The organism is Indolivaga capnocytophagoides (genome assembly GCF_036511535.1).
Taxonomy (GTDB): Bacteria; Bacteroidota; Bacteroidia; order Bacteroidales; family Dysgonomonadaceae; genus Dysgonomonas_A; species Dysgonomonas_A capnocytophagoides.
Genome location: NZ_AP028867.1, coordinates 3,596,009 through 3,618,353, shown reverse-complemented (window position 1 = coordinate 3,618,353; position 22,345 = coordinate 3,596,009). Strand labels below are relative to the sequence as shown.

Sequence of the window (22,345 nt, the reverse complement as noted above, 5' to 3'; positions counted from 1 at the left end):
AAATATACCAATGAAGAAGACCTTTTTATCTTTAGTATGTTTGTTTGCTATACTTCTGAGTACCTTTGCCTGCACGCCGGGCAAGAATGCCGGTAAATTCGAAGTTGGCAACAAAACATTTTTACTCAACAATAAGCCTTTTGTTATTAAGGCAGCAGAAATACATTATCCGCGTATACCCAAAGAATATTGGGAACACCGCATAGAAATGAGCAAAGCCTTAGGCATGAATACGATATGCCTTTACATTTTCTGGAATCTGCACGAACAGGAGGAAGGCAAATACGACTTTTCGGGAAATAAAGATGTTGCCGAATTTTGCCGCCTTGCCCAAAAACACGGAATGTATGTTATAGTTCGTCCCGGCCCTTATGTTTGTGCCGAATGGGAAATGGGAGGATTACCTTGGTGGCTGTTAAAGAAACAAGACATCCGCCTGCGTGAACAAGATCCTTATTTCATGGAACGCACTAAGCTATTTATGAACGAAGTAGGAAAACAGCTTGCTGACCTGCAAATAAGCAAAGGCGGTAATATCATAATGGTACAGGTCGAAAACGAATACGGATCTTTCGGTACTGACAAACCATATATCGCCGAAATAAGGGATATAGTAAAAGGAGCAGGATTCAACGAAGTTCCATTATTCCAATGCGACTGGAACTCCAACTTCGAAAATAATGCCTTAGAAGGCTTGCTTTGGACGATCAATTTCGGAACAGGAGCAAATATCGGAGACCAATTCCGCAGACTGAAAGAACTTCGACCCGATACTCCTCTTATGTGCAGCGAATTCTGGTCAGGATGGTTTGACCACTGGGGAGCAAAACACGAAACCCGAAGTGCCTCGGCATTAGTCAACGGACTAAAGGAAATGCTTGATCAGAATATTTCATTCAGTCTGTACATGACACATGGAGGAACAAGTTTCGGACATTGGGGTGGAGCCAACTTTCCAAACTTCTCGCCAACATGTACATCTTATGATTATGATGCGCCAATCAGCGAATCAGGAAAAGCAACTCCTAAATATTATGAAGTTAGGGAATTATTGAAGAATTATCTGCCTGAAGGGCAATCACTACCTCAGATTCCGGATTCTATTCCAACAATCAGCATACCCGCAATCGAATTTACTCAGGTTGCTAATCTGTTTGAGAATCTTCCTGCACCCAAATTCAGTGAAGATATCAAGCCTATGGAATTTTTCGATCAGGGATGGGGAAGTATCCTTTATCGCACCAAACTTCAGAAATCCGACAAAGAGCAAACTCTGACTATAACCGAAGCCCACGACTGGACACAGGTATATATCGATGGAAAGAAGATAGCAACTCTAAGCCGCTTAAAAGGTGAAGGTATAGTAAGCCTGCCTCCTGTAAAAGAAGGAGCTGTTCTGGATATTTTAGTTGAAGCAATGGGACGTATGAATTTCGGTAAAGGTATTTACGATTGGAAAGGAATCACCCAAAAAGTAGAATTGTCTTCAGATGGTAATACTAAAGATCTTAAAAACTGGCAGGTATTCAATATTCCTGTGGATTACAGTTTTGCTAAAGACAAGAGCTATAAGAAAGATTCGAATACTCAGAAACATCCTGCTTATTACAAAGCAACATTCAACTTAGCAAATACAGGAGATACATTCCTGAACATGAGCGACTGGAGCAAAGGATTGGTTTGGGTCAATGGTCATGCAATGGGTCGCTATTGGGAAATCGGACCCCAACAGACTTTATACGTTCCGGGATGCTGGCTGAAAGAAGGCGAAAACGAAATTATAGTATTTGATCTGGCATCACCAAGAGCAACTAAAATAGAAGGATTACGTCAACCGATACTTGATGTACTTACCGGAAATGCAGCATATAGTCATCGAAAATTAGGCGAAAATCTTGATCTGAGTAACGAAACTCCGTTCTATAAATCCTCTTTCAAACCTGGAAACGGCTGGCAGCATATCAAGTTTGATAAAAAACAAAATGCCCGTTATTTTTGTCTTGAAGCCCTTGACTCATTCGGTGGAGATGATTATTCTGCAATTGCCGAACTCGAGATTCTAGGTGAAGACGGCAAACCTCTTTCACGCCAACATTGGAAGGTAGTATATGCCGATAGCGAAGAAACAGAGGTTGCCAATAATATAGCAAGTAATGTATTTGATCTTCAAGAATCGACTTTCTGGCATACCAATTACTCAACAACCAAGATGAAACATCCTCATCAGATAGTTATAGATCTGAATGAAGAAAAGGTTATCACAGGATTCTCTTATCTACCTCGTGCAGAATCGAATCAAACAGGTATGATTAAAAATTACAGAGTATATTTGAAACTAAAACCATTTAAACTCTAATCATATGAAAAAACAGATCTTTTTTTATTCGATCATTCTATTGGTCATTGTCGCTTGCGGACAGAAAAAGGCTCCGGATGCAGCGACTGAGCCCAATACAAAAATGATCGTATCGGGAGAAGAATGGCTCGATACCGATGGGAACCGAATCAACGCACACGGAGGTGGTATTCTATACCATGATGGTACTTACTATTGGTACGGAGAATACAAAGGCGATTCGACATACTGGAATCCGAAAGTTCCGAGCTGGGAATGTTACAGGACAGAGGCCGGAGGCGTTTCTTGCTACTCTTCAAAAGACCTTACCAACTGGAAATTCGAAGGAGTTGTACTTAAGCCCGACACAACCGATATCAATTCGGAACTCCATCCATCAAATGTTCTTGAAAGACCTAAAGTAATATATAACGAAAAGACCAAAAAGTTCGTTATGTGGCTTCATGTCGATTCTCATGATTATGCTAAAGCCGCCGCCGGAGTAGCCATATCGGATTCTCCTTCGGGAAATTTCGAGTACCTCGGATCGATGCGTCCTAACGGACAAATGAGCAGGGATATGACCCTATTCAAGGATGATGACGGTAAGGCGTATCACATATATTCTTCGGAAGAAAACAAGACGTTATACATAAGCCTTCTTACAGACGACTATCTTAAACCTGCAGGACAATTCACCCGTAATTTTATAGATCAGTCCAGAGAAGCTCCGGCAGTATTTAAACATCAAGGAAAGTACTATATCCTGTCATCGGGTTGTACCGGCTGGGACCCGAATCAGGCTGAATACGCTGTTGCAGATTCAATGCTTGGAGAATGGACAGTGAAAGGTAATCCCTGCTCCGGTAAAGATGCCGACATTACATTCTATGGTCAAAGCACCAATGTCTTAAAAATCGAAGGTAAAGAAAATGCCTATATCGCGATGTTCGACAAATGGAATAAAACAGACCTGATAAACTCCCGTTATATATGGCTGCCTCTCCATTTCAAAGAGAACGGGGAGATCGATATTCCCTGGCAGACAGAATGGAATATAGCAACAGCTTTTAAATAAAAATGCAGTGAAAGCAGAGCCATTTAAGAAAATCTTAGATGGCTCTTTTCTTTTTTAATCATAATCTGAATCTTATAGTCATAAGCATCAAAGATAAAAATCGGATGAAAACCACTATCTTTGGCAGCAAAGAATGATTGGACTATTGAAGAGCTGCGATTATGAAAAGATTTTCACCTGTAATTTTATTACTTCTCATATCCTTTGTATCTCAGGCTCATACCACCTCCGATACAATATACAGTACCCTATATAAACTGATAGAAAAGAAGGGAATATATGTGCAGCAAAAGAAAGATAAGATATCACGTGTCAAATCGATGCTGGCAGTACCCGATATAAGCGATAGCCAGCGTTACGATATCAACCACCAACTGTACGATGAATATAAGACCTTCATCTCCGATTCGGCTATCTTCTATACCGAGCAAAACCTTAAAATCGCAAGGAAAAGAAACGATATCACCCGGATAAACGAGTCTAAACTCGATCTTATCTCTCTATATATATTTTCGAGCATGTATATAGAATCGAAAGACAGCCTGAAGTCTATCGATAAAAAAACTTTGCCTGATTGGTTATTAGTTAAATATTACGATTGCTATAAATTGTTATATAGCAATTACTCACAAAATAATCCTTATACACGGTCTTATAAAGCAACTAGTGATCTATACCGAGATTCACTGCTTAATATTCTGGATAAAAAATCCAACCACTATAAAATTGTATACGCCGAAAAGCTATATGACCAGCAAAAGCTGAACGAATCTAAACAAATGCTGCAAACCATGCTCAATCAGACCAAAACTGACACACACGAGAAAGCAGTATTGGCTTATGCTCTGGCAAATATCTATATGAAGGAAGGAAATACCGACTTACAAAAGAGATATTATGCCATATCGGCAATATGCGATATAAAAAACGCAATCAAAGAAAATGCCTCAATGCAAGCTCTGGCAACTGTTCTGTACGAAACAGGCGACATAGAACGGGCATATGACTGCATACGCTCATCAATGGAAGACGCTATGTTTTCGAATGCACGATTCAGGGCATACGAAGCTTCTCAGATATTCCCGATCATCGACTTGGCATACAAGGAAAAGATAAACGGGAAGAACTCCGAATTACGGTCATATCTCATACTGGCATGTATCTTATCGTTCTTTCTGGTCTTAGCTATTGTATACACTTACAGGCAAATGAAAAGGGTTGCCCGTATCAGGAAAGAATTATATCGTACAAACGTAAAGCTGAACGAACTAAACGATGAGCTACAAGGGACAAACAGCCAGTTACATATTGTAAATAAAGAATTATCGGAAGCTAACACCAATTTATCCGAAGCAAACCAGATAAAGGAAGCTTATATAGGACATTTTCTCGATTTGTGTTCAACATACATCAACAAATTGGAAAAGTATCAGAACACCTTAAACAAAAAGGCCGTGGAAAAAAAGCTGGATGAATTATACAAAATGCTAAAATCCAGCGATATGATTAACAATGAGTTGAAAGAACTCTATGAGAATTTCGATAATATCTTCTTACATTTGTATCCAAACTTTGTCGAAGAATTCAATTTGCTACTCCTCGATGAAGAAAAATTTGTTTTGAAACCCAATGAGTTACTCAACGTAGAATTACGTATATTTGCTCTTATCCGTCTGGGTATCACCGATAGTTCAAAAATAGCCAGTTTCCTTCATTATTCCGCAAATACAATTTACAGCTATCGCACCAGAGTAAGAAATAAGGCCGCAGTACCTCGTGACGATTTCGAAAACAGGGTAATGAAAATAAGCTCCGTTAAGAAAAAATAACAGATACTCAATCTATATTTTTCGCAGTAAAAAAATTAATAATCACTTATATACAAGATGATTAATCTTCTCATGTATCTATATTTTGTCAATGTGAATTTTATTTAAATACATGTCTCTCATATTTTTGTTTTGAAGAGGATATAGTCTTTTTTCAGTCAGAACCACTATTAGTTATTGTATGTTTTAAAATACGGATAAAAAATTGGCTGTATATCTTCAGTAACCGTTCCCGGTTATTTTATTTACCTAAATAATAAATAGGTCTGTGACCTTAATCAAGTTAAACCATGAAACAAATTCAAAAAAGTAGATGGGATTATTTCAGTAAAGCATTTATGCTTATGCTGGTCTTAACCTTATCATCATCGATGTTTGCTCAAAAAAAGATAACAGGAATTGTTGTCGATGAGAAAGGAGAAAGTGTAATCGGAGCATCGGTTTCCGAAAAAGGCACAACTTCGGGCACAGCAACAGATATAGACGGAAAGTTTTCGCTGGAAGTAAAGGATGGTGCTGTTATCGTTGTTTCTTATCTGGGGTTCTTAACTCAGGAAATTATCGTAAATGACCGATCTGATTTCCATATTATTATGAAAGATAATACCGAAATGCTAAACGAAGTTGTAGTAGTCGGCTACGGTGTTATGAGAAAGAAAGACCTGACCGGGTCTCTTGCATCTGTGGGTGCAAAATCACTTAAAGACAAGCCTGTGGCAAATATCGGAGAAGCACTTCAAGGACAGGCTGCCGGTGTACAAGTCGTTAATGCCGGAGCACCTGGTAGTAATGTAAGTATACGTATACGAGGACTTGGTTCTATCAACAGCACCGACCCACTACTGGTAATAGATGGTGTACCTACTGATATGCCGCTGAACGCTTTAAACCAAAACGATGTAGAAACAATTGATATACTAAAAGATGCCTCCGCTACCGCTATCTATGGATCACGTGGAGCAAACGGGGTTGTTCTGATTACGACTAAAAAAGGAAAAAGTGGAGACGGTATTATATCTGTCAGTGCAAACTGGGGCATACAAGATGCAACAAGTGTTCCGAAAATGTTGAATGCTTCGCAATTCGCATCACTGCATAATGACATGATGGCTAATAACAACCGGACTCAACGCCCCGATTTTGAAGATCCGACCTCATGGGGAAAAGGAACAGACTGGACTGATGCTCTGCTTCGTACAGCCGCAATGCAAAATTATTCTGTTTCTTATTCGGGAGGAACAGACAAAAGTAATTATTACGTATCGGGAAGTGTATTCGATCAGAATGGTATTGTAATAAATACATCTTACCGCCGTTATACTCTTCAGTTCAATAACGAATCGAAAGTCCGCCCGTGGCTGAAATTCGGAAACAATGTAACTCTAAGCCACGATACAAAGAAGAATGGAGATTACAGTATATTAAATACATTAGCATCTCTGCCTACTCAATCGATATACAACGAAGACGGCACGTATTCGGGACCTGGAACCGAAGCTCAATATTACGGAGACCTTCGCAACCCGATCGGAACCGCACGCCTAAATAATACAACGACCAAGGGCTATAATGTTTTAGGAAATCTATATGGAGAAGCCTCTCTGTTCGATAAGGTTACCTATAAAATGACCGGAGGTATTGATTTCAAATTCTGGGATGAAAATAATTTCACTCCGAAATACGATTGGCAGCCGATTCCGGTTGTAAATTCTTACCGCAGCGAACAGTCAAACAAAAGCTTAACTTATTTATGGGACAATACCCTTACCTATATGGATACATTCAACGAGAAACACAATCTGAATGTAATGATAGGATCCAGTGCCCAGAATAACACATATAACTATTCGAAAGCAAGCATTCAGGGTTTTCTTTCGGACAGTAATAATCAATTGAACAATGGATTACTTGATCCGACTGTCGGAGGCAGCAAAAACGAATGGGCACTACTTTCGTTCTTCGGACGCGTAAACTATTCATTTAATGACAAATATCTACTAACTGCAACGGTTCGCCGTGACGGAACTTCACGTATCACTAAAGCAAATCGATGGGGTACATTCCCTTCATTCTCTGGAGCATGGAGATTATCGGAAGAATCTTTTTACAAAAGGAACAATATATTGAGCGATATTAAAATCCGTATGGGATATGGTGTTACAGGTAATCAGGGAGTTTTGGATAACTACGCAGCTGTTACCCGTCTCAAAACATCTCAGTATGTATTTAACGGAACACCCGTATCTACATTATATCCATTGGTGATGCCTAATCCTGATATAAAATGGGAAACGGTGAAACAAGGCAATATCGGTTTTGATGCTTCATTATTCAAACAACGTATCAATGTTACATTTGATGCTTATGTCAAAAACACAACCGATATGCTTGTAAGTATGGTAGTGCCGATCACAACCGGATATTCGGATATCTACACTCCTATGATCAACGCAGGAAAGGTTCGTAATACAGGATGGGAACTAACCGTTGCTTCACAGAATATAAAAGGAGATTTCGAATGGAATACCGATTTCAATATCTCTTATAATAAGAATAAGATAATCAAACTAAACAACAACGTCTCCATATACAGTGGCTATCAACAACATACAGTAGGACTTCCGGTCGGTTCGTTCTATGGATGGGTTACAAATGGTATCTTCCAAAATTGGAACGAAGTAAACAGTTACGCATATCAATATCAGGGAACAGATGCAGCTAATGGAACAGCTCCCGGAGATATTAAGTTTTTAGATATAAATAACGACGGAGTTGTAAACGATTACGACCGTACTTATATCGGAAATCCAACTCCTGCATGGAATTTTTCAATGACTAACAGCTTCTCGTACCGGAATTTCGATATGCAGGTATTTCTCCAAGGAGTGGCTGGTAATGATATTTATAATGCCAACCGTGTTACTCTTGAGGGAATGTATACCGTTCGCAATCAAACCAAAAAGGTTCTGAATCGCTGGACAGGAGAAGGAACAAGCAATTCTATGCCTCGTGCTATTTACAGCGACCCGAACAAAAACACACGTACTTCGACCCGATTTATAGAAGACGGATCTTATCTGAGATTGAAGAACCTTACTTTAGGGTATACCTTACCGGAATCTTTGATTAAGAAAGCTTCTATAAACAGTCTTCGTTTTTATATGTCTGCTCAGAATCTGCTGACCCTTACTAAATATTCTGGTTTTGATCCGGAAATACAAGGCGGAGTCGATAACAGTAATTATCCTCTGACGCGTACAATAAGTTTCGGAGTTGATCTTAAGTTTTAATTATTACTAAAACAGATAATACAATCATGAAAAAAATAATATATACAGGATGTCTCCTGCTGGCATGTATGTTTTCTTCTTGTTCAGATTTTTTGGATAAAGAACCTTACGAAGATCCTACAGCCGAGAATGTGAAGGATGAAGCATCGGCAATAGCCATGACCAATGCAGCATATCAACCTATGCAACGCCCCAAACTGTACAATATGCGCATGTGGGCACTTGATATTGTCGCCGGAAACAGTGAAGTCGGGGCAGGCGGCGGTGACGATGGAATAGAAACAATCCAACTGGCCAACTTTGTTACAGGTCCCGATAATTTTGCTGCTCTCGATTTGTGGCGTGGACCCAATCCCGGCATTCTCTACTGTAACACGGTATTAGAGAATGTTCCTAACATGAACATCAGCGAAAGTATCAAAAACAGATGTATCGGTGAGGCTAAATTTCTACGGGCGAGTTATTACTTTATTTTAGTTCAATTATTCGGAGATGTTCCATTAAGCCTGACTCCCACCAAACCGGGAGACGACTTGTTCCCTGAGAGAGTAAGTAAAGACCGTATCTATAACGAAGTCATCATTCCCGATCTTCTGGATGCAATAGACAAACTTCCCCGCCGCGAAGAATACAGCAGTAAAGATCTTGGTAGAGCGAGCAAAGGAGCTGCCTCGGGAATGTTAGCAAAAGTATATCTTACTATAGGTCAGTATCAAAAGAGCCTGGAAATGTGCAATATGGTCGAAAACCTTGGGTACGTTCTTAATTCTGATTACAGTGACTGCTTCGGAGGAGAAGAGAAGAACAAGAATACAGCAGAATCTTTATTCGAAATACAGTATTATGGCTTGACAAAAGCCGGTTTCTGGGACGATGAAAATCAGGCTTGCTGGTTAAGCACCTATATGGGTCCTCGCAACTCCGGATGGGTTGGCGGAGGCTATGGTTGGAATCAACCTACTCAAGAATTTGTTAACCAATACGAATCGGGAGACTTACGTAAAGATAAAACAATCCTTTACGAAGGAGGTCCCTCTTTCGATGGTAAGCAATACAAAAGCACCATGTCCTCTACAGGTTATAATGTCAGGAAATTTTTAGTTCCTACATCTGTTTCACCTGATTACAACACCAATTCGGCTAGCATTATCGTTCTTCGTTATGCCGATATATTGTTGATGAAAGCAGAAGCAGAAAATGAATTGGGCAATACGTCTGATGCCATAGAACCTCTATATCAAGTAAGAAAACGTGCCGGACTGACTAACAGAAGTGACATTGAAAACCTATCGCAGGAGGAAATGCGTGAAAAGATCAGACATGAACGCCGTATTGAATTGGCATTCGAAGGCCACCAATGGTTTGACATGATCCGTTGGGATAATGGACAATATGCTCTTAACTTTTTGCACTCAATAGGAAAAGTCAATGCCCAGAAGAAGCATTTATTATTACCTATTCCTCAAAAAGAAATAGACTCTAATCCCAATCTTAAACAAAATCCGGGTTATTAAGGTCTCTTACTTATATTAAAAACTGAATTCAAAATGAAAAATATAACTAATATACTGTTGGGAATACTTCTGACTATTCCGGCTTTATTCATCTCTTGTGATGATGACTATAAAGAAACAGATCTCGGCAATCAACCGTTGACATTATCAGCGGATAATACCTCGCTGGAACTGGATGTTACCGCACCCCAAAGTAATGCCATTACTTTCGAATGGACACCTGGATCTAACTTCAATACAAATGCAGCTATTACATATACATTCGAACTTGGACTCGGAGGTACTGATTTCAACAAAAAAATAGAAGTTGAACTAACTCAGGGTAAAACATCTGTTTCTTATAAGACGGAAGAACTAAATGCAATAATCATCAATCAACTTGGAGCCGAAACCAATACTTCGGTTGAGTTAGAAGCCCGTGTTACAGCAAAAGTTCTTCAGGAAAATATAGATCCCCAAGTTTCAGAGGTACTAAAAGTTTCAGTTAAAACTTATAAACCTGTATCATCTACCCTTTACCTTATCGGCAGCGCAGCACCCAATGGATGGAGCGCAGATAACGCCACTAAAATGAATACCGTATCAGGAGCTGCGGGAGGTTTTGTATGGCAAGGAAAACTAAATGCCGGAGAACTGAAATTTATCACCACATTGGGCAGTTTCCTTCCATCATACAATAAGGGAAGTGATAATACTAAACTCTCTTTACGTGAATCGGATGAAGATGCAGACGATAAATTCACAATACCTGCAACTGGTATCTATAAAATTTCACTCAACATCATTAATATGGTGATTAGCATTGAGACTCTGGATGCTCCTGAATACAGCGAATTGTGGCTGGTAGGAAACCCTACAGGATGGAACTTCAAAGCAATGACTGTAGATCCATCCGATCCGTTTATCTTCCATTATAACGCTGATTTATCAGCCGGAGGTGATTTCAAAATAGCTACAGCCCAAAACTGGGATGCTGCATTTTTCCGCCCTACAGTAGATCAAACAGGAGCTGGAACTAATCTTGAAGTCAGCAAATGGGCAGGAGACCCCGACAATAAATGGAACATTGCCGGAGGGGTTTATAAGATCAAACTCGATACACGTGACATGAAAATAGATATCGTTCCGTTCACTCCATATAAACTCATCTATCTGGTAGGAGACGCAGCTCCTAACGGATGGAGTATCGATAGTGCGACACCAATGACAGCTGTATCGGGTAATCCATATAAATTCACTTGGACAGGAACTCTTAACGCCGGAGAATTAAAATTTACCTGCGACAAGAAAAGTGACTGGAACGGCGATTGGTTTTTAGCCAGTGAAAACGGAAAAGAACCAACAGGCACTACCGAGCAAATGATTTTCAGTGCCGGTGGAGCAAATCCCGATAATAAATGGAAAATCTCCAGTGCGGGAACATATACTATCGAATTGGATCAGCTGCAACAAACTGTAATTATCAAAAAATAAGGTCTCAGACCTCTTTAAATAATAAGAGCAGAGGAGTCTCTGATTAGGAAACTCCTCTTTTAAAGATACAATAACATGAAAAAGACGTATTTATCCTTGGCTTTTGGTCTGGCTATACTAACCACCGGCTGTGAAGATTATTACGATACAAAAAATGATCCGGTAATATACGGAGAGACATATTTCAATGCAACATTAACAACCGACAAGGCTTGTTATCAACCGGGCGAAACCGTACACTTTACCCTGAAAGATAAACCCTCGGGAAATCTCAAAGTCAGATATTCACACTTAGGTGAAGTTCTGAAAGAAGAAAGCCTATCGTCCGAGTCTTGGAGCTGGCAGACTCCTGCCGATGATTACAAAGGTTACATGGTAGATATTTATGCTACTGAAGACGGAACTGAAAAAGTATATCAGAGTATAGCTGTTGACGTATCGTCGGATTGGAAGAAATTCCCTCGTTACGGATTTTTATCTTCATACGGTAAACTTTCAGACAAAACCATCATAGACAATGTGGAAGTATTAAACAGGTATCACATCAATGGTATTCAATTCTATGACTGGATGTATGATCATCAACGCCCATTAGCCGGAACAGTTGAAAATCCTGCTGAATCGTGGCTCGACCTCATCGGACGTACCAACTATCAGTCTACCGTAAAAGGTTATATTGATGCAGCTCATAACAAAGGAATGAAGACTATGTTTTACAATCTTGCTTTCGGAGCATTGGATAATGCTGCTTCAGACGGAGTAAAAGAAGAGTGGTACTTATTCAAGGACAAAAACCATACAGAAAAAGACAACCATCCGTTAGATGCTCCTTTCCGCAGCAACATTTATTTGACCAATCCGGGTAATACCGAATGGCAGGCATATCTGGCCGGAAGAAACAAAGATGTATACTCGGTATTTAATTTCGACGGATATCACATCGACCAGTTAGGAGACAGAGGAACAGTATATAATTACAACGGTGAAGCTGTAAAACTCGACGAAACATATAAATCATTTATAGCCGCTATGAAACAGGCTAACCCGGAAAAAAGACTGGTAATGAATGCAGTCAGCCAATACGGGCAAGAGAAAAGCATATCCAAATCGGACATAGACTTCTTATATACTGAAGTCTGGTCTGAAAGTAAAACCTACGAAGAACTTGCTCAAGTAATTATCAATAACAATTCGTATAGTAACAACTCTAAACAAACTGTTTTAGCAGCTTATATGAATTATGATAAGTCCGGAAATTCGGGATTCATAAATATGCCAGGTATATTATTGACCAATGCGGTCATATTCTCATTTGGAGGTGCCCACCTCGAATTAGGAGAGCATTATCTGTCGAATGAATATTTCCCGAATTCGAACTTACAAATGAAAAGGGAGACAAAACAGAATCTGACTTATTATTACGATTTTCTGGTTGCCTATCAGAACCTGTTGCGTGATGGCGGAACTTTTTCTAACATCAAGGTACAATCTACCGACAATAAACTGATATTCAATAACTGGCCTGGATCGCAAGGAGAAGTAGCTGTTGTTTCGAAAAGATTTACAAACAGGGATGTATTACACCTGATAAACTTTACGAATGCAAATTCGATGGAATGGCGTGATACAAATGGAAATCAAACAGCTGCAACAACCGTTTCCGGAATCGGAATCAGTATATCGGCAGGAAAAACAGTCTCTAAGGTATGGATAGCCTCTCCCGATATCAATGGAGGAGTTGCACAGAGCATAGATTTTACTCAATCGGGTAACGAGATCACCTTAACTGTTCCTTCTCTAAAATATTGGGATATGGTTGTATTGGAATACTAAACTGTATTGAAACTGATCAACTGAAAATTTTATCTATGCAATAGAATACAGTTGTAAGTATAAAACAGAACAAAAAGGGTACATCCGAAAAGTACATTCTTTCGTCACCTTTGTTACCTTTTGACGGTTAAAAGGCTGGAAAACAAATATCAGAAGAAAGTCACAAAATAGTAAGTAGAATGTTTCGGTGTTACCTTTTTGCCTTACCTGATTGAAAATAAAGGTTGCCATCTGCAGCCTAAAAGAATAAAGATATATGATAAAAAAAATAGGTTTACTAGTTTTCGGGATAATACTTTCTTCGGCGGTTCTATTCGCCGGGGAATGTATTTCCTATACAAAGAAAGGAAATGAAGTAATATTTAATTGTAAGGACGGGGCTAAGCTGTCTTTGACAATCAATAGTAATTCGGTAGTAAAAGTATGGTTTGATCAGTCAGGTAAACTTACCCGAAAAAACCATTCTTACGCCGTGGTGAATGAGAGTCTCGAGAATGTAGGAGAAGTCAATGTTAATGAAGAACCTGCCTGCTACGAGATATTTACATCAAAATTACGCATCAGGGTTAATAAAAACCCGATGCAGTTACAGATATTCGATAAATGGCAGAAATTAGTTTTCAGTGACTTCAAAGATAAAGGGCATGTATCTGATTCTTCTGCTGTAAAAGCGTATAAAGTATTAAGAAACGACGAACAGTTCTTTGGATTAGGTGAAAAAACAGGAACGCTTAACCGCCGTGGACATTCATATAAGATGTGGAACAGCGACCGCCCTTGCTATAGCGTAACGGAAGACCCTTTAGCTAAGAGTATTCCTTTCTTTATGAGTAGCTACCGTTACGGAATATTTCTTGATAATACCTATAAGACTGAATTTAAATTCGGAACGGAATCGGACGAATATTATTCATTCGAAGCTCCCGACGGAGCATTTGTCTATTATTTCATATTCGGAAAAGACTATAAAGAAATTCAGGAACAATATATTGACCTGACCGGAAAACCGATCATGCCTCCTAAATGGGCATTGGGGCTTGCTCAATGCCGGGGGCTTTACACTAAAGAAGATCAGGCTCTACAGGTAGCTGCCGAATTCCGTAAACGCCAGATACCATGTGATATTATTTATCAGGATATCGGCTGGACTCAAAATCTGCAGGATTTTGAATGGCGAAAAGGCAACTACACCAACCCTAAAGGCATGCTTCAGAATTTAAAATCTCAAGGTTTTAAGATGATTGTATCACAAGATCCGGTTATCTCTCAGGCAAATAAGAAGCAATGGCAGGAGGCCGATAAACTTGGATATTTCGTTAAAGACGTCCGCACAGGAAAATCTTATGATATGCCATGGCCATGGGGTGGAAATTGCGGTGTGGTCGATTTCACCATACCCGAAGTTGCCGACTGGTGGGGAAAATATCAGCAAAAACCGATAGATGACGGAATAAGCGGCTTTTGGACTGATATGGGTGAACCTGCCTGGAGCAACGAAGAAGATGTAGACCGTCTGTTTATGAAACATCATATCGGAATGCACAATGAGGTTCATAATATCTATGGACTAACTTGGGATAAAGTTGTAAAAGAACAATTCGAGAAACATAATCCAAACCGCCGTATATTCCAGATGACAAGGTCTGCTTATGCAGGACTGCAACGATATACTTTTGGTTGGACTAACGATAGCGGAAACGGAAATGATGTCCTTGAAGGATGGGGGCAACTCGAGAATCAGGTAGCTGTCGGTATCTCCGCAGGATTAGGAGGTATTCCTTTCTGGACAACCGATATTTCGGGTTACTGCGGAGATATTACCGATTACAAGGCAATGGGTGAACTGTATACCCGCTGGCTGCAATTTGGTGTATTCTGTCCTCTAAGCCGTATTCACCACGAAGGCGATAATGCTGTAGAACCCTGGATGTTTGGCGATGTGGTGGAAAAGAACAGTAAGGCTGCAATCGAACTTAAATATCAATTGTTCCCCTATCTCTATACTTATTCACGCAAAGCCCACGATACAGGATTACCTATTACCAGAGGACTGTTTATGGAATATCCGAACGATGCGGAAGCTGCTAAAATTGACAATCAATTTATATTTGGTGAAGAAATTTTGGTCGCACCTGTTCTAAAAAAGGGTGAACGGGTAAAACGCGTATATCTGCCTGATGGAGAATGGATAGACTTTAATGATAAGAAAACCGTTTATCTGGGTGGACAAACTATTGCTTACAAGGCTCCTTTAAATACAATTCCTATATTTGTAAAAAAAGGCTCTATTATACCGATGATGCCTGTAATGCAGTATATTCACGAAAATAAGGATTATCCGGTATTTGTTCATATATTTCCTAATTATGTGGACGAAAGCACTTCTTTTGAATTATATGAGGATAATGGAGAGAATCTTGATTATCTGAGGGATATTTACTCTAAAACACAATTTATGTGTACAACTTCTGAAGACGGATATACGACAAGTATAACTCCGGACGACAAAGGGTTTATTCAATCGCAGAAAAGAAATATCGTATTGAAATACCATTTAGACAAAAAACCTGTAACCGTAAATGTAAATGGAACTGTCATTAAAAATGTAGCAGAACAATCTATCTCGGAAACTTTGAATATAGATATAATTTCTACCGAATGGTCATGGAACGAGGTTACAATGGAATGTTGGGTGAAAATTCCGGATAAAAGAAATAGAATCAACATACAAATAAATAATTAGTAATAACTCTTGTTCTAAGACCTGTTCTAATATTACACTGATTATATGAAATATAAACTACTTATTATAGTTTTTTTGTGTATAAATTCTCTTCAATATTTATCCGCTCAAGAATCACAACAAGGATGGATTATAGAAGCTAAGAATACTCAGAATTATACAGGTGCACCTATAGCCAATGGTACAATCGGGATATTGCCATGGAAAGAACCTTTTTCGATTCGCCATGTAATATTGAATCATGTATTTGACATAAGTGACGAATATGGAGTGACTCGAGTACTAAAAGGTATAAATCCGTTCATATTAAAGATGAGTATAAATGGAGAACAGGTGACAGAGTCCAACATTAGTGGATGGAAACAAAGTATAAATATGAAAGAGGCCACCCACACCACGTCATTCAAAGTAGGAAAAACAGCTGAGATCGAATATACTATCTCGGCCCTAAGAAACCTTCCGTTTTCGGGCTTAATAAATATTACAGTAAACGCGTTGGACAACATTTCTCTAAATATCGAAAATGAAATGGATATACCAAAGGAATATGTCGATGCAAACCATGTATTTAAATCATTAAATGCCGGAGGAAAACAGGTCAGTATACTGCAAGTCAATGCATCATCCGAAAAGCACATGCAAAAAGTTGCTGCATCTTCTGTTTTCATCTATCCTACCGATAGATTTCAATTGGATAATAAAGAAAAAAAACAAACAAGCATTTCGGGAAATATGAAGAAAGGAGAAAAAATCTCTTTTTCTCTTGCGGGATCTATTTGTTCGACCCGAGATTTCGTAGACCCATCTAGCGAATCCGAGCGGCAGGTTATTTATATCATGCATGAAGGTATTCCCTCCATAATGGAAGCACACAAACGTCATTGGGCCGATTTATGGCAGGGAGATATAATAATAGAGGGAGACGATGAGGCTCAGAAGACTATTCGTTTTGCATTATTCAATTTGTATGCATACTGCCGTGCCGGATCTGACCTTAGTATATCCCCCATGGGATTATCTTCGCAGGGATATAATGGCCATATATTCTGGGATTCAGAAATATGGATGTTCCCTCCAATGTTATTCCTGAATCAGGGAATAGCCGAATCAATGATCAATTATCGGATAAACAGACTTGCTGCTGCAGAACGAAAAGCAGATGCTTATGGGTATAAAGGAGCTATGTTTCCTTGGGAATCGGATGATTTTGGAGAAGAATCAACACCTATATATTCTACTACCGGACAGTTTGAACACCATATTACGGCAGATATTGCCATTGCATGCTGGAATTACTATTGTATGAATAAAGATCTGAAATGGCTGAAAGAAAAAGGCTATCCTCTAATGAAGAAAGCGGCTGATTTTTGGGTTAGCCGTGTCGAAAAAAATACAGATGGAACTTATTCTATAAAGCATGTAGTAGGAGCCGACGAATATGCAGAGGGTAAAACAGACAATGCTTTTACCAATGGTGCGGCAATAAAGGCTCTGGACTTTGCGGCTCAAGCCGCCAAAATTTGTGGAGAAGAAGCTCCTGAAGAATGGGTTGATATAAGCAAAAACATATCCATACACACATTTGAAAATGGAGTTACCAAAGAATATATCGATTATGATGGGCAGATAATAAAACAAGCTGATGCTAACCTACTGGGTTATCCTTTAAATATTATTACAGATCCTATAAGATTAAGAAAAGACTTGGAATATTACGAACATAAAGTAGACAATGTGCATGGACCTGCGATGACTTATTCTATCTTTTGTGTTCAATATGCGCATTTAGGTGATATTGATAAAGCTACCGAAATGTTTTACCGGTGTTATCAACCAAATGTACGACCACCATTTAATGTGCTTGCAGAAACTGCAACAAGTCAAAACCCATATTTTGCAACTTGTGCGGGAGGGCTACTACAAGCAGTTATTAATGGTTTTGGCGGATTAGAAGTTACCCCATCTGGTATAATACAGAAAAAATCAGTATTACCTAAACACTGGAAAAAATTATCAATAAAGGGTGTAGGAAAAGACAGAAAAACTTACACTGTGACAAATTACAAATACTAAGAGATCAATAAACTCATAAAAAAACATAATATCTATTATCAAATAATATACTACACTTATTAAGTATAAACTCTAATAGGAAAATAAAAAAAATGAAAAAATTAACTCTGGCATTGTGTTATTTATTTGTTATGACAATAATAAACGCACAAGAATTAAAATCGCCAAATGGGAACTTCGAGCTGAACTTTTCGCTCAATAAGGAGGGATCACCCATTTATTCCTTAAAATACAAAGGAAAAAGTGTTATCAACCCTAGTAAGCTGGGTTTAGAACTGACAGGCAATGAAAGTGCTGAATTTGGAGCAGAGATAAAGAAGAATAAAGATCCTAAGACTTCTTTGCACGATGGTTTTAACATTAGCGATGTGAAAAATTCATCTTTTGACGAAACATGGCAACCGGTATGGGGTGAAACAAAGGATATACGGAACCATTATAATGAAATGGCTGTAACCCTGAACCAGAAATCAACAGACCGTAATATGGTTATCCGCTTCCGCTTGTTTGACGATGGTCTGGGATTTCGTTATGAATTTCCGGAACAGGACAATCTTGTTTACTTTGTGATAAAAGAAGAGCTTACCCAGTTTGCCATGACAGGAGATCATACCGCTTATTGGATTCCTGGGGACTATGATACTCAGGAGTACGACTACCATGTATCGAAACTTTCGGAAATAAGAAGTATCAATCAGCAAGGCAGATCAAGCAACTTGTCTCAAACAGGATTCTCCGAAACAGGTGTTCAGACTTCCTTACAAATGAAAACTGCTGATGGTATTTATATCAATTTACATGAGGCCGCACTTATCAACTACGGTTGTATGCATCTCAATCTGGATGACAAAAACCTCATTTTCCAATCGTGGATTACCCCTGATGCAAACGGAACCAAAGGACACTTACAAACTCCTTCTACAACACCATGGCGTACAGTTATCGTAAGTGATGATGCCCGCGAAATATTAGCATCAAATATCACTCTCAACCTGAATGATCCTTGTAAAATAGACGATACTTCATGGATCAAGCCAATGAAGTATGTGGGTGTATGGTGGGAAATGATCACCGGTAAAAGTGACTGGTCATATACAAATGACCTGAAAAGTGTTCAGCTGGGTGTTACCGACTATAGCAAAGTAAAACCTCATGGCCGACACGGAGCAACCACCGAAAACGTGAAGAAATACATAGACTTCGCAGCCTTGAATGGCTTTGACGGAGTATTGGTAGAAGGGTGGAATACAGGATGGGAAGATTGGTTCGGACATTCTAAAGACTTTGTTTTTGACTTCCAAACACCATACCCTGATTTCGATATCGAAGAAATACACCGATATGCCAAAAGCAAAGGCGTAAAAATGATCATGCACCATGAAACATCAGCCTCGGTACGTAACTACGAACGCTATATGGACAAAGCATATCAACTGATGAATAAATACGACTATCCGGCTGTAAAAAGCGGATACGTTGGTAATATCATTCCCCGCGGCGAGAACCATTACAGTCAATGGATCAATAATCACTATCAGTTTGCAATAGAAAAAGCTGCCGAATATAAGATAATGGTCAATGCCCACGAAGCTGTTCGACCTACCGGAATTTGTCGTACATATCCGAATCTGATCGGGAACGAATCTGCTCGGGGAACTGAGTATCAGGCATTCGGAGGAAGTAAACCAAATCATGTGTGCGTGCTGCCTTTCACCCGTCTGATCGGAGGCCCGATGGATTATACTCCAGGTATATTCGAAATGGATATCGAGAAAATCAATCCGAACAACCATTCTCACTGTAACTCTACTATTGCCAACCAACTGGCTCTTTATGTAACTATGAGCAGCCCGCTTCAAATGGCAGCTGATCTTCCTGAAAATTACAATCGCTTTCCGGATGCATTCCAGTTTATCAAAGATGTAGCCTTGGATTGGGACAACAGCATATATCTCGAAGCTGAGCCTGCCGAATATGTTACTGTAGCCCGTAAAGCTAAAGGAACGGACAAATGGTTTGTTGGAAACACAGCGGGGTATAATGCCTTCACTTCTAAAATAGGTTTTGACTTCCTTGATTCTGATAAAGAATACATTGCGACTATCTATGCCGATGCAAAAAATGCGGATTATAAGACAAATCCTCAAGCTTACACTATCCGTAAGGTAATCGTAACAAATAAATCGAAACTGACTCAATTATCTGTTCCCGGTGGAGGATATGCCATAAGCCTTGTTCCGGTAACTGACAAAAGCCAGACCAAAGGATTGAAAAAACTTTAACCCTTCAGAGAGAAAACTATCTCATATGCAAATTGGGAAATGCTGTAATCTATACGATTGCAGCATTTTCTGCTATATTAAACCCCTCTTCTATCAAATCAACTTATTATTAGTAAATGCTTTGAAAAAATCGTCTCTAAAAGTATTACCTATGGCAATTTCATATTTGCCTATAAAAACATCATTATTATCAAATGATTCGATATGCTTCTTATTGACAATATAAGACTTATTTATCCGGAAAAACAGAGTCTCTGGCAATAATTCCTGAATCGCTTTCAGACTCATTCGTGTAATAATCCTCTGATCTTCCATCTGGATGATAATATAGTCTTTTAAGCCTTCGATAAAGAGAATATCCTCAAAATTTACCTTAAAATATTTCCGGTCAGATTTCACGAAGATAAAATCACTATCAGCACTTTCTATTCTCTTCTTCTCTTCATCAATCAAAAGCGAATGATATACTATGGCTTTATTTACTGCTTTCCGAAATTTTACGGGATCAATCGGCTTCACCAGATAATCTATCGCATCCACTTCATAGCTGTCCAGAGCATACTCTGAATATGCAGTAGTAAATATAATCAGTGTTTGCTTAGGTACACTACGGGCAAATTCGATCCCATTAACTCCGGGCATATTAATATCGAGAAAAATCAAGTCTACCGATGTTTCACTTATAAACAAAGACGCATCTCCCGCATTATTAAATCCTTTCAGTAATGCCAATTGAGGTATTTCACTAATCAGTAACCTTATACCTTCTCGAGCAATAGGCTCATCGTCAACTATAATACATTTCATAACTTCAACTCCAACTTTACGGTGTAACTTACATCTGTTTTAGTCTGTTCTAAATGGTAATTGCTTTTATATAACAAGTCTAATCGTCGTTTTATATTAACCAATCCTATTCCTCCCGCTTGCTGTTTATTGGGAAGATTAGCTGGTATTGAATTTTTACAGATAAATATCAGACATTCTTTCGATACTTTAAACGAAATATTAACATATGATGCTGTCTGACTGTCCTGATTATGCTTTACTGCATTTTCAACAAAAGCAATAAATAATAATGGTGATATCTGCTTATCATTCATATCCCCATCAACAGAAACGGTATAATCAAAATAATCTCTTCGTGTTTTTTCAAGTTCCAGAAAATCGCTCAAAAATAGGACTTCCTCATGTAAATACACTTTTTCTTTCAAACTGTCATTCATAAGATAGTTTAGCATCTCCTCAAGCTTCTCAATAATATGTAAAGCGGTATGCGGATCCTTTTTTATCATAATATTGGCATTGTTGAGCATATTGAACAAAAAATGCGGATTGATTTGATTCTCTAATAATTTCAATTCCATTTGTAAAGTTTCCGACTCCAATTCTTCGGACTGCTGCATATCCAATATCCAATACTTGAAAAGAACAAATGAGGATGTACCCGCAAACAGAAGGAGAAAAGACAGAAAAGCTGACGAAAGATTTATTACCGCTTTGAAATACTCATAAGGAGTTGCATGAGTCGTATCCAAAGGATCTTCCTCCCATTCAATATTCGTAATTTGTATGATAAATATAATTGTAATTACGAATAAGACAAGCACCGCAAGTGATAGAAAAAACAGCAACCATTTATTTTTCAACAATAATCTTGGGGTCAATACATATATATTGAGACAGCTTGCAAGCCAGAATAGAATTCCAAAGCTAGAGAAATAAATTAATTGCTCAAAAAATCCCGCACTCCAACCTCGTTCTTCCATACCATAAACAAATCCTACCGAAAGAGCAAGGATGAAAAAAAACAATACTAAATGACGTAATATCCTATATCGGGGGGATACCAACAAATTGACAATAATATTATTATAACTACTTACCTTCATGTA

The 22,345-nt window shown here is 38.7% G+C and carries 12 protein-coding genes; 10 read left to right on the top strand and 2 right to left on the bottom strand.

Features of this window, described 5'->3' with window-relative positions:
• Positions 1–10: 10 nt before the first annotated feature.
• The 10 genes from AABJ51_RS14580 to AABJ51_RS14535 all read left to right on the top strand — a co-directional run bounded on the left by AABJ51_RS14580 (position 11) and on the right by AABJ51_RS14535 (position 20,450).
• On the top strand, positions 11–2,356 hold the full coding sequence (locus AABJ51_RS14580) for a beta-galactosidase (RefSeq protein WP_338373144.1): 2,346 nt from the start codon (positions 11–13) through the stop codon (positions 2,354–2,356).
• A gap of 4 nt (positions 2,357–2,360) precedes the next feature.
• Positions 2,361–3,413, top strand: a complete 1,053-nt coding sequence (locus AABJ51_RS14575; protein WP_338373143.1) for a glycoside hydrolase family 43 protein — start codon at positions 2,361–2,363, stop codon at positions 3,411–3,413.
• A gap of 161 nt (positions 3,414–3,574) precedes the next feature.
• On the top strand, positions 3,575–5,242 hold the full coding sequence (gene susR, locus AABJ51_RS14570; protein ID WP_338373141.1) for a SusR family glycan utilization regulator: 1,668 nt from the start codon (positions 3,575–3,577) through the stop codon (positions 5,240–5,242).
• 290 nt (positions 5,243–5,532) lie between these two features.
• Positions 5,533–8,532 (top strand): SusC/RagA family TonB-linked outer membrane protein, encoded by a 3,000-nt coding sequence (locus AABJ51_RS14565; protein ID WP_338373140.1) that lies wholly within the window; start codon positions 5,533–5,535, stop codon positions 8,530–8,532.
• A 26-nt stretch (positions 8,533–8,558) separates the two neighbouring features.
• Entirely contained in the window at positions 8,559–10,046 is a 1,488-nt protein-coding gene (locus tag AABJ51_RS14560) for a RagB/SusD family nutrient uptake outer membrane protein (protein ID WP_338373139.1), read from the top strand.
• A 33-nt stretch (positions 10,047–10,079) separates the two neighbouring features.
• Positions 10,080–11,519 (top strand): SusE domain-containing protein, encoded by a 1,440-nt coding sequence (locus AABJ51_RS14555; protein ID WP_338373138.1) that lies wholly within the window; start codon positions 10,080–10,082, stop codon positions 11,517–11,519.
• Positions 11,520–11,594: 75 nt separating this feature from the next.
• Entirely contained in the window at positions 11,595–13,352 is a 1,758-nt protein-coding gene (locus AABJ51_RS14550) for an endo-dextranase (RefSeq protein WP_338373137.1), read from the top strand.
• Positions 13,353–13,608: 256 nt separating this feature from the next.
• Positions 13,609–16,095: a glycoside hydrolase family 31 protein gene (locus AABJ51_RS14545; protein WP_338373135.1), complete on the top strand. Its 2,487-nt coding sequence runs from the start codon at positions 13,609–13,611 to the stop codon at positions 16,093–16,095.
• A gap of 45 nt (positions 16,096–16,140) precedes the next feature.
• Positions 16,141–18,168: a kojibiose hydrolase gene (locus tag AABJ51_RS14540; RefSeq protein WP_338373134.1), complete on the top strand. Its 2,028-nt coding sequence runs from the start codon at positions 16,141–16,143 to the stop codon at positions 18,166–18,168.
• 92 nt (positions 18,169–18,260) lie between these two features.
• Positions 18,261–20,450 carry a glycoside hydrolase family 97 protein gene (locus AABJ51_RS14535; protein ID WP_338373132.1) on the top strand — a complete coding sequence of 730 codons (2,190 nt, stop codon included), beginning with the start codon at positions 18,261–18,263 and terminating at the stop codon, positions 20,448–20,450.
• A 93-nt stretch (positions 20,451–20,543) separates the two neighbouring features.
• On the opposite strand, the gene AABJ51_RS14530 is transcribed toward AABJ51_RS14535, so the two are convergent.
• Both AABJ51_RS14530 and AABJ51_RS14525 read right to left on the bottom strand, forming a co-directional pair.
• The gene (locus tag AABJ51_RS14530; RefSeq protein WP_338373130.1) at positions 20,544–21,257 is read right to left on the bottom strand and encodes a LytR/AlgR family response regulator transcription factor; all 714 of its coding nucleotides are present in this window, start codon (positions 21,255–21,257) and stop codon (positions 20,544–20,546) included.
• Entirely contained in the window at positions 21,254–22,342 is a 1,089-nt protein-coding gene (locus tag AABJ51_RS14525; RefSeq protein WP_338373128.1) for a sensor histidine kinase, read from the bottom strand. Before AABJ51_RS14525 ends, AABJ51_RS14530 begins: the two co-directional genes overlap by 4 nt.
• Positions 22,343–22,345: the final 3 nt, after the last annotated feature.

Bases quoted from the DNA above. Each gene is read 5' to 3' on its own strand.
- AABJ51_RS14580 (WP_338373144.1), top strand. From the start codon at position 11: ATGAAGAAGACCTTTTTATCTTTAGTATGTTTGTTTGCTATACTTCTG.
- AABJ51_RS14530 (WP_338373130.1), bottom strand. From the start codon at position 21,257: ATGAAATGTATTATAGTTGACGATGAGCCTATTGCTCGAGAAGGTATA.
- AABJ51_RS14535 (WP_338373132.1), top strand. From the start codon at position 18,261: ATGAAAAAATTAACTCTGGCATTGTGTTATTTATTTGTTATGACAATA.
- susR (WP_338373141.1), top strand. From the start codon at position 3,575: ATGAAAAGATTTTCACCTGTAATTTTATTACTTCTCATATCCTTTGTA.
- AABJ51_RS14575 (WP_338373143.1), top strand. From the start codon at position 2,361: ATGAAAAAACAGATCTTTTTTTATTCGATCATTCTATTGGTCATTGTC.
- AABJ51_RS14540 (WP_338373134.1), top strand. From the start codon at position 16,141: ATGAAATATAAACTACTTATTATAGTTTTTTTGTGTATAAATTCTCTT.
- AABJ51_RS14565 (WP_338373140.1), top strand. From the start codon at position 5,533: ATGAAACAAATTCAAAAAAGTAGATGGGATTATTTCAGTAAAGCATTT.
- AABJ51_RS14560 (WP_338373139.1), top strand. From the start codon at position 8,559: ATGAAAAAAATAATATATACAGGATGTCTCCTGCTGGCATGTATGTTT.
- AABJ51_RS14545 (WP_338373135.1), top strand. From the start codon at position 13,609: ATGATAAAAAAAATAGGTTTACTAGTTTTCGGGATAATACTTTCTTCG.
- AABJ51_RS14525 (WP_338373128.1), bottom strand. From the start codon at position 22,342: ATGAAGGTAAGTAGTTATAATAATATTATTGTCAATTTGTTGGTATCC.
- AABJ51_RS14550 (WP_338373137.1), top strand. From the start codon at position 11,595: ATGAAAAAGACGTATTTATCCTTGGCTTTTGGTCTGGCTATACTAACC.
- AABJ51_RS14555 (WP_338373138.1), top strand. From the start codon at position 10,080: ATGAAAAATATAACTAATATACTGTTGGGAATACTTCTGACTATTCCG.